The organism is Rhodococcus sp. RS1C4, assembly GCF_002258225.1.
GTDB classification, from domain to species: Bacteria; Actinomycetota; Actinomycetes; order Mycobacteriales; family Mycobacteriaceae; genus Rhodococcoides; species Rhodococcoides fascians_E.
Genome location: NZ_NOXZ01000023.1, coordinates 120,093 through 129,536 on the forward strand (window position 1 = coordinate 120,093; position 9,444 = coordinate 129,536).

Consider the following 9,444-nt stretch of genomic DNA (forward strand, 5'->3'; position numbering starts at 1 on the left):
GGGGTTGTGCCGGTGTCGGTGCGCGCCGGTACCCTTCCATGCGTGGCTCTCTACCGGAAGTACCGTCCTGCGACGTTCGCTGAGGTCGTCGGGCAGGAGCACGTAACCGAACCGTTGAGCACCGCGCTCAACTCCAATCGGATCAACCACGCATACCTGTTCTCCGGGCCCCGAGGCTGCGGTAAGACGTCGTCGGCGCGCATCCTCGCGCGGTCGCTGAACTGCGTCGAAGGCCCGACGTCCACGCCGTGCGGCGTCTGCAACTCCTGCGTCGCTCTCGCGCCGGGTGGGCCGGGCAACCTCGACGTCGTCGAGATGGACGCGGCAAGCCACGGTGGCGTCGACGACGCACGAGATCTCCGAGACAAGGCGGTCTACGCGCCCGCCGAATCGCGCTACGTCATCTTCATCATCGACGAGGCCCACATGGTCACGACAGCAGGCTTCAACGCACTGCTCAAGGTCGTCGAGGAGCCGCCGGAGCACCTTGTCTTCATCTTCGCGACGACGGAGCCGGAGAAGGTGCTCCCGACCATCCGTTCGCGTACGCACCACTACCCGTTCCGGCTGCTCCCGCCGTCGACCATGCGTGGGCTGCTCGAGAAGATCACCGCGCAGGAGTCGGTCCCCGTCGAGGATCCCGTCTATCCGTTGGTGATTCGAGCCGGCGGCGGATCGCCGCGTGACTCGCTGAGCGTGCTGGACCAGCTGCTCGCAGGCGCAGGACCCGAAGGCGTCACGTATCCGCGGGCACTGTCCCTGCTCGGCGTCACCGACGTCGCGTTGATCGACGAAGCCGTGGATGCACTCGCGGCCGGGGACGGTGGATCACTGTTCGGGACGGTCGACAAAGTGGTCGACGCCGGACACGATCCGCGCCGCTTCGCGACGGACCTGCTGGAAAGGCTCCGCGACCTCATCCTCATGCGCGCCGTCCCCGACGCAGGTGAGCGCGGGCTGGTCGATGTTCCCGGTGACGTTCTCGAACGTCTGCGCGACGAAGCGGGCCGCATCGGCTCGGCGACCCTGGCGCGCTATGCAGAGATCATCCACGCCGGTCTGGGGGAGATGCGCGGCGCCACCGCACCGCGCCTGCTGCTCGAAGTCATGTGTGCGCGGATGCTGCTTCCCTCGGCATCCGACGCCGAATCTGCTGTGCTGCAACGTCTCGAGCGTCTCGAGCGGCGCCTGGACGTCACGTTGCCCGCCGGCGAGCAAGCAGCCGTCGACCAGGCTCCGCAGCGTCGTGCTGAGCCGTCGACCCCCAGCGCGCCGCCGGTCGACGACACACCGCCCAAGTTCGTCCGGCCGTCCCAACGGGCGGCTGCGGCCCCCGAGCCTGCAGCGCCCGCGCCTGACGTACCTCCCGTGGTTCCGACCGCTCCCGCAGTCCCTCCGGCACCTGCCGCCAGCATTCCGACGACGCCCGAGCCCGAACCCACTCCTGAGCCCGAGCCGACGCCGCAGCCCGAGCCCGAACCCACTCCTGAGCCCGAGCCGCAGCCCGAGCCCACTGCGGTGCCGCAGCCGGACCCCGAGCCGACCCCGGAACCCGAGCCTGTTCCGGAGCCTGTGTCGACCCCGGAACCCGAGCCGACCCCGGAACCTGAAGCGGCGCCCGTAGAGCCCGAGCGTCCGGTCGCCGAACCGACCCGCGCGTTCGACTTCCCTGCGCCGGTCGAGCCCGAGCCTGCCCCGGAACAGATACCAGCCCCTGAACCAGTACCGAATCCGGAGCCCGAGCCGGTTGCGGCGGCGTCCACTCAGCCGGACGCCGCGGCGATTCGTGCGGTCTGGTCCGAGGTCCGAGCCAAGGTGCGCGAGCGCAGCCGCACGGTCGAGGTCATGCTGTCCGGTGCCTCGGTTCGAGCGGTGAGCGACGGCTCGATCACGCTCGGCCACGATTCCGCGCCGCTCGCGAAGCGGCTGCAGGAAGGACGGAATGCCGACGTCATCAGGGATGCGCTGCGTGATGTGTTCGGTGTCGACTGGCAGGTGACGTGCGTCGTCGGAGCAGCAGCTCCTGCTGAGGAAGCTCCGGTCGCCAAGGCCGCGCCCGAGCCTCCGAAAGCGCCTCCGACCAAGTTCTCGCGTCCGAGCCAGGCGAACAAGCCGGCTTCGACGGCGCGGGAATCGGGAGCGACCGACCACGGATACGACGACATACCGCCCCCCGAGGCGCCCGACTATCCCGACGACCCCGAGCCGGCCGGTCCACCGCCCCCGGAAACACCGGAGGACGAGGAAGAGCTGCTCAAAGCGGCCGCCGAACCTGCCGACCCGTCGGTGCGGCGCGACCCGGAAACGGTGGCCATGGAACTGCTGCAGGCAGAACTCGGAGCAACTCCGCTCAAGGAGTAGGAGTCAGCACCCTTCTTGCCGAGCTGACACGCCCAGTCCGCGGATAGAAGGCGTGCTGGGTCGGTAGAAAGGGTGCTGAGTCGACCACATGACCGACCTTGGTCAGGTTGCTTCGATGTCCTCGGGGTCGACGAAGACGAGTCGGCCGTCGTCGAGGGCGACGGCGTAGCGGTGAGCCCGGGCCCAGGTGCGGTCGACCGATGCCGTCTGCTCACCGAAGTCTTCCTTGACGACGCCTGATTCCTTGGGCCACTGGTCGCGTGGCAGGGAAGAATCGGAGCTGTAGCGCACTTTGACGTGCGCTCCGACCGCGAGCGGCTTCTGGGTGTCCATGGTCATCATCTCCGTAACTGGCCGAGCTCGAACCTCCCCCGCAGGCTCCACTCTGTGGAACCGGTTCGTTCCGCTGGCTGCACTCCCATATCCCCCCGAGTGGTGATGCTATCTCTACCCCTGTCTCGTCGAGCTGAAACGCACGCGCCGGTCACGGACCGCGCTCGTTTCGGTCCTTCACCGGGTTGTGTACCGCGTTCTAGTGTGAGAGGAGCCGAGGTGTGATCCTCGAGTCCTGCGGCGCCCTCGGGTGCCGCCGCCGAGTCAGAAGTACGTGGAAGGAACGACCGCGCTGTGACTACAGAAGCGTTCATTTACGAAGCCATCAGGACCCCACGCGGCAAGGGGAAGAACGGCTCACTGCATTCCGTCAAGCCCATTTCGCTGGTCACCGGCCTGATCGACGAGTTGCGTCGACGGTTCCCCGACCTCGACGAGAACCGCATCTCCGACTTGATCCTCGGTGTGGTCTCCCCGGTGGGCGATCAGGGTGCCGATATTGCGCGCACCGCGGTTCTGGCCGCGAAGATGCCGGACACCGTGGGCGGATTCCAGCTCAACCGGTTCTGCGCGTCCGGCCTCGAAGCCGTCAACCTGGCTGCGCAGAAGGTGCGTTCCGGCTGGGACGAGGTCGTCATCGCCGGTGGTGTCGAGTCCATGTCCCGCGTCCCGATGGGCAGTGACGGCGGCGCGTGGGCGATGGATCCGGCCACCAACTACGACACGTACTTCGCGCCGCAGGGCATCGGCGCCGATCTCATCGCGACGATCGAGGGGTTCAGCCGCGAAGACGTCGACGCCTACGCAGTGCAGTCGCAGGAGCGTGCCGCCGCTGCATGGTCGGGTGGCTACTTCGCCAAGTCCGTCGTACCGGTCACCGACCAGAACGGCCTGCTGATCCTCGACCACGACGAGCACATGCGTCCGGGCAGCACGGTCGAATCGCTCGGCAAACTGAACCCGGCCTTCACCGGTGTCGCTGCGATGGGTGGATTCGACGACGTCGCGCTGCAGAAGTACCACTGGATCGAGAAGATCGATCACGTCCACACCGGTGGTAACAGCTCCGGCATCGTCGACGGTGCAGCCCTCGTCCTTGTCGGTAGCGAGCAGGCAGGCAAGGACCTGAACCTGGTTCCGCGTGCGCGCATCGTCGCGACGGCCACTTCCGGTGCAGACACGACGATCATGCTGACCGGCCCGACACCCGCGTCGAAGAAGGTTCTCGCAACCGCAGGATTGACCGTCGACGACATCGATCTCTTCGAATTGAACGAGGCGTTCGCGTCCGTCGTCCTTCGCTTCCAGAAGGATCTGCAGATCCCGAACGAGAAGCTCAACGTCAACGGTGGAGCCATCGCGATGGGCCACCCGCTCGGCGCCACCGGAGCCATGATCACCGGAACCGTGCTCGACGAGCTCGAGCGTCGCGGCGGCCGGTACGCACTCATCACCCTGTGCATCGGCGGCGGCATGGGCGTTGCCACCATCATCGAGCGAGTCTGAGGAACACACCATGAGCGAAAACATGATCACCTGGGACCAGGATTCCGACGGCATCGTCGTGCTCACGATGGACGACCCCAACCAGGGCGCCAACACGATGAACCAGCTGTACAAGGACTCGATGGGCGCGACCGTCGATCGACTGGAGAAGGAACTCGACTCCATCACCGGCGTCGTGATCACCTCGGCGAAGAAAACGTTCTTCGCCGGTGGTGACCTCAACAGCCTCATCACCGCGAAGCCCGAGGACGCCCAGCGCGTGTTCGACGAGGTACAGGAAGTCAAAGCGCAGCTGCGACGCCTGGAGAAGCTCGGCAAGCCCGTCGTCTCCGCGATCAACGGTGCTGCACTCGGCGGTGGACTCGAGATCACTCTTGCGACCCACCACCGGATCGCCGCGAATGTCTCGGGCGTTCAGCTCGGTCTGCCCGAGGTATCCCTCGGTCTTCTGCCCGGTGGCGGTGGCGTCACACGCATCACGCGCCTGCTCGGCATCCAGAACGGATTCATGACGGTCCTCGCCCAGGGCACCCGGTTCCGTCCGGAGAAGGCTCTGGAGATCGGCCTCGTGCACGAGCTCGTCGACAGCATCGACGCCCTCGTGCCCGCGGCGAAGGCGTGGATCAAGGCCAACCCCGAGGGTGGCGTCGCACCATGGGACGTCAAGGGCTACAAAATCCCCGGCGGCACCCCGTCGAACCCGAAGCTCGCTGCCGTCCTGCCTGCGTTCCCGTCGAACCTGCGTAAGCAGATCAAGGGTGCGCCAATGCCGGCGCCGCGCGCGATCCTGTCGGCCGCAGTCGAGGGCGCTCAAGTCGATTTCGACAATGCGTCGACCATCGAGTCCCGCTACTTCACCGAGTTGGTCACCGGCTCGGTATCGAAGAACATGATCCAGGCGTTCTTCTTCGATCTGCAGGCGATCAATGCAGGCAAGTCCCGCCCGGACGGCATCGAGAAGACGACGTTCACCAAGGTCGCAGTGCTCGGTGCAGGCATGATGGGCGCCGGTATCGCCTACGTGTGTGCCAAAGCGGGCATCGAGGTGGTCCTCAAGGATGTCGCCATCGAATCCGCGCAGAAGGGCAAGGCGTACTCCGAGGCCATCGAGGCCAAGGCACTCTCGCGTGGCAAGACCACTCAGGAGAAGTCCGACGCGCTGCTCGCGCGGATCCATCCGACCGCCGACGCCAAGGACGTCGAAGGCGCCGATCTCGTCATCGAGGCGGTCTTCGAATCCGAGGAGCTCAAGCAGAAGGTGTTCCAGGAGATCGAGGACCTCGTCGACCCGTCGGCGTTGCTCGGTTCCAACACCTCGACGCTGCCGATCACGAGCCTCGCTCAGGGCGTGAAGCGTCAGGAGGACTTCATCGGAATCCACTTCTTCTCGCCCGTCGACAAGATGCCGCTGGTGGAGATCATCCGCGGCGAGAAGACGTCGGACGCTGCGCTGGCGAAGGCCTTCGACCTGGTACAGGTCATCAAGAAGACTCCGATCGTCGTCAACGACAGCCGCGGATTCTTCACCTCGCGCGTCATCGGCACTTTCATCAACGAGGCCATCGCGATGCTCGGTGAAGGTGTGGAGCCGTCGACCATCGAGCAGGCAGGTCTGCAGGCCGGCTACCCGGCGGCGCCGCTGCAGCTCTCGGACGAGCTGACGCTCAACCTGATGCAGAAGATCCGCAAGGAGACCTACGACGCCATCAAGGCCGCGGGTGGAACTCCTCCCGAGGATCCGGCCGGCGCAGTCATCGACAAGATGGTCGACGAGTTCGAGCGTCCGTCGAAGGCCAAGGGCGCAGGCTTCTACGAGTACGCCGACGGCAAGCGCGCCGGCCTGTGGCCTGGCCTGCGTGACGCGTTCAAGTCAGGTACCGCGGACATCCCGTTCGAGGATCTGAGGGAGCGCATGCTGTTCATCGAGGCCATCGAGACGCAGAAGTGCTTCGACGAGGGTGTCCTGAACACCACCGCCGACGCCAACATCGGCTCGATCTTCGGCATCGGCTACCCGGCCTGGACCGGTGGTGTGCACCAGTACATCGTCGGCTACGAGGCCCAGGACGGTTCCCTCGGTCAGGCTGCGTTCGTCAAGCGTGCCGACGAGCTGGCTGCCAAGTACGGCGAGCGGTTCACCGCGCCGGACTCGCTCCGTTAGGTGAGTGGAAATGTGTCCCCTGGGACACATTTCCACTCACAGGGCGCGGTACGCGATCAGGCGTTCCGCGCCATCGGTGAACTGTCGGCGCATCAGCGTGCAGGCCGCATCCACGTCGCCCGCACGGAGAGCGTCGATCAACTGTTCGTGATTACGCACCGCCGCTCGCCCCCATTCCGGATCCGACGCGTACAGCCGGGTGGGGGTGTAGCGGGTGGCGTTGTTGAGAAACCACGCCAGCTTGGTTGCACCGGTGAGGCGATTGAGAACCCGGTGGAACTCGAACTCGGCGATCTCGACTTCCTCGGCCTGATTCTTTTCCACCGCCGCGGCCAGGGACTCGTTGAACTTCTCCAGCTCGGCAACGACGTCGTCGGTGATCTTCGGTGCCGCCCGGCGGACCAGTTCGACTGCGATCTGTCCCTGTAGCCAGAAGATGTCGACGATGTCCTCGGGCGTGAGCGGGGAGACGACGTAGCCGCGGTGCGGCACCAGTTCCACCATTCCTTCGCCCCGCAACGTGAGCAGTGCTTCGCGGACCGGGGTGACGCTGACCCCGAGTTCGGCAGCCGTCTCGTCGAGTCGGATGAAGTCGCCCGGACGGACCGCGCCGGACATGACGATGTGCCGCACGTGGTTGGCGACGTCTTCGGACAATTGTGGGCGCCGACGCAATGCGGGGGCACCGTCCGCTGGTGATCGACGCTGCTGGGCCATTCGGTCAGCTTAGGCGTCGCAGGAGTGGAGCCTGCGGAATGACTTAATAGATGCAGGAGTGGAGCCTGCGGAATGACTCAGTCGAAGCAGGAGGGGAGCCTGCGGGATGAGGGGTTGTCAGTCTGCACGGACTGCGGGTGGAGCTGCAATGACTCGTGCGGCTACTGGACCCAGGACGGCCATGAGCAGTACGTAGGCGGTGGCCAGGGCGGCGAGTTCGCCTTCGACGGCTCCGGCTGCGACGGCCAGGCCTGCGATCACGATCGAGAATTCTCCTCGGGCGACGAGGGCGGCGCCGGCGCGGAGTTGTCCGGGTCTGCCGATGCCCTGACGTCCGGCGGCCCATGCGCCGGTCATCACTTTGGTGATGGTGGTGACGGCGGCCAGCAGTAGTGCCCAGCCGAGTACCGGTGGCACTGTCGCGGGGTCGGTCTGTAGTCCGAAGACGACGAAGAACATTGCTGCGAACAGGTCGCGGAGGGGTTCGAGTACGCGGGTGGCGTTGTCGGCCGTCGAGCCGGAGATCGCGATTCCCAGGAGGAACGCGCCGACGGCGGCGGAGACTTGCAGCTCGGAGGCGATTCCGGCGACGAGGAGCGCGGAGCCGAGCACTTTGAGCAGCACGACTTCGCGGTCTGGGCTGTCGACGATCGCGGACACGAATCGTCCGTACCTCAGGGCGACGACGAGCACGACGGTGATGACGAGCAGGGAGATGCCGAGCGCTTCGAGGCCGCCGAGGAAGCTGACGCCGCTGAGCACCGCTGTCAGGATCGGCAGGTAGATCGCCATCGCCAGGTCTTCGAATACGAGGATCGACAGGACGACGGGCGTCTCGCGGTTGCCGAGTCGCCCCAGGTCGGTGAGGACTTTTGCGACGATTCCCGACGACGAGATGTAGGTGACTCCGCCGAGGACGAGCGCGCCGACGCCGCCCCAGCCGAGTACGAGTGCGAGCACCGCGCCCGGGGTGAAGTTGAGGACGATGTCGACGATTCCGGCCAGCGATGACCGGCGTAGTCCGGTGACGAGTTCGGCGGCGGTGTATTCGAGCCCCAGGAGCAGCAGGAGAAGGATGACGCCGATTTCGCTGGCGATTTCGCTGAATTCGTCGATTCCGCCGAGGGTGACGAATCCGCCGTTGCCGAATGCGAGGCCGCCGAGCAGGTAGAACGGGATGGGCGACACGCCGATCTTGCCGGCGAGGCGAGCGAGAAGTCCTAGTGCGAAGAAGACCGCGCCGAGTTCGATCAGCGCGAGCGCGCTCTCGGCCATGTCGCTATCTGCCGAGCAGCTTGGCTGCGGCGTCGAGGCCGTCGGCGGTTCCTACGGCGACGAGCAGGTCGCCCGCGACGAGCGTGAAGTCGGGATTGGGTGACGGTTGCACCTGGCCTGCGCGCATGACGGCGACGATGGACACACCGGTCTTGGTGCGCATGGTGGTGTCGCCGAGGGTTCGGCCGTCGAATCGCGAGCCCAGTTTGATGGGCAGTTGGCGTGTGTTGATGCCGGGAAGGTCGCGATGCTCTTCCCCGAGCTGAGCAATGAGTTGCGGCGTGCCGAGCAGGTTGCCCAGCGCCGCCGCCTCCTCATTGCTCAGGGTGATGGACGCTTGTGTTGCGTCGGGGTCGTCTTTACGCGAAACGATCAGCTCGTTCGCCCCGTCTTTGCGGGTGATGACACCGATGCGGCGCCCGGATGCGAGGGCGAAATCCTTCCGCACCCCGATCCCGGGCAGCAGGGTCACTTCGACGTTCATGGGGAAATGCTAGCCCCGCACGAGCGAGATATGTCCTCGATAACCCTGCAGGCCGATCCAGCGTCGTATCAGGACGCGACAGCCGCCAGAAGTGCCTCGCGCTGGTTTGCGCCGAGTCCACCGATACGGCGGGTGTCTGCGATGGACAGCTGCTCGAGCAGCTGTGCGGCGCGCACCGAACCGACACCCGGAAGTGCCTTGATCAGGGCGGACACCTTGGTCTTCTTCACGATCTCGTCGTTCTCGGCCTTTGCGAGAACGTCAGCGACGCTGAGCTCGCCGGACTTGACGGCGGCCAGCAGCTTCGACCGGGCGGTGCGTGCCTCGGCAGCCTTGGCCAGAGCCGCGGTGCGCTGTTCCGGAGTCAATACTGGTAAAGCCATGGCCTGTTCTCCTCGATTGTGGTGACCCGTCGCTTTGTTGACATGGTCTTCGACCCTCTTGCATCGTGCCTGGTGGCTCCGACAATCTATCGAACCAACACGCGTGTGATTCGACGAGAGCCACCGTTCCTTCCCCGCCAGGCTACGTCCTTTGCGTTTCGGGGTGTGCCCCGACCAGCAGTTGGGCCCGATCCGGCGGCCTGCGATCATGCGGCGAGCACCCC

8 protein-coding genes are annotated in these 9,444 nt (G+C 65.8%); 3 read left to right on the forward strand and 5 right to left on the reverse strand.

From position 1 onward, the window contains the following. Positions 1–42: 42 nt before the first annotated feature. Positions 43–2,361, forward strand: a complete 2,319-nt coding sequence (locus CH289_RS11340; protein WP_027498678.1) for a DNA polymerase III subunit gamma and tau — start codon at positions 43–45, stop codon at positions 2,359–2,361. Between the two features lie 102 nt (positions 2,362–2,463). On the opposite strand, the gene CH289_RS11345 is transcribed toward CH289_RS11340, so the two are convergent. After that, positions 2,464–2,703 (reverse strand): hypothetical protein, encoded by a 240-nt coding sequence (locus tag CH289_RS11345; protein ID WP_019662877.1) that lies wholly within the window; start codon positions 2,701–2,703, stop codon positions 2,464–2,466. Positions 2,704–2,988: 285 nt separating this feature from the next. Here CH289_RS11345 and CH289_RS11350 point away from each other — a divergent pair, with 285 nt between their 5' ends. Further along, positions 2,989–4,200 (forward strand): acetyl-CoA C-acetyltransferase, encoded by a 1,212-nt coding sequence (locus CH289_RS11350; protein WP_020111033.1) that lies wholly within the window; start codon positions 2,989–2,991, stop codon positions 4,198–4,200. A 10-nt stretch (positions 4,201–4,210) separates the two neighbouring features. Next, the gene (locus tag CH289_RS11355; protein ID WP_094727925.1) at positions 4,211–6,361 is read left to right on the forward strand and encodes a 3-hydroxyacyl-CoA dehydrogenase NAD-binding domain-containing protein; all 2,151 of its coding nucleotides are present in this window, start codon (positions 4,211–4,213) and stop codon (positions 6,359–6,361) included. A 36-nt stretch (positions 6,362–6,397) separates the two neighbouring features. On the opposite strand, the gene CH289_RS11360 is transcribed toward CH289_RS11355, so the two are convergent. From CH289_RS11360 to mihF, 4 genes are all read right to left on the reverse strand, one after another. After that, on the reverse strand, positions 6,398–7,078 hold the full coding sequence (locus CH289_RS11360) for a GntR family transcriptional regulator (RefSeq protein WP_176458757.1): 681 nt from the start codon (positions 7,076–7,078) through the stop codon (positions 6,398–6,400). 117 nt (positions 7,079–7,195) lie between these two features. After that, positions 7,196–8,353, reverse strand: a complete 1,158-nt coding sequence (locus CH289_RS11365) for a cation:proton antiporter (protein ID WP_019662881.1) — start codon at positions 8,351–8,353, stop codon at positions 7,196–7,198. Between the two features lie 4 nt (positions 8,354–8,357). Continuing rightward, positions 8,358–8,837, reverse strand: coding sequence for a cation:proton antiporter regulatory subunit (locus tag CH289_RS11370; protein ID WP_019662882.1), 480 nt, complete (start codon positions 8,835–8,837; stop codon positions 8,358–8,360). A gap of 68 nt (positions 8,838–8,905) precedes the next feature. Then, positions 8,906–9,220, reverse strand: a complete 315-nt coding sequence (mihF, locus tag CH289_RS11375) for an integration host factor, actinobacterial type (protein ID WP_026347388.1) — start codon at positions 9,218–9,220, stop codon at positions 8,906–8,908. Positions 9,221–9,444 lie beyond the last annotated feature (224 nt).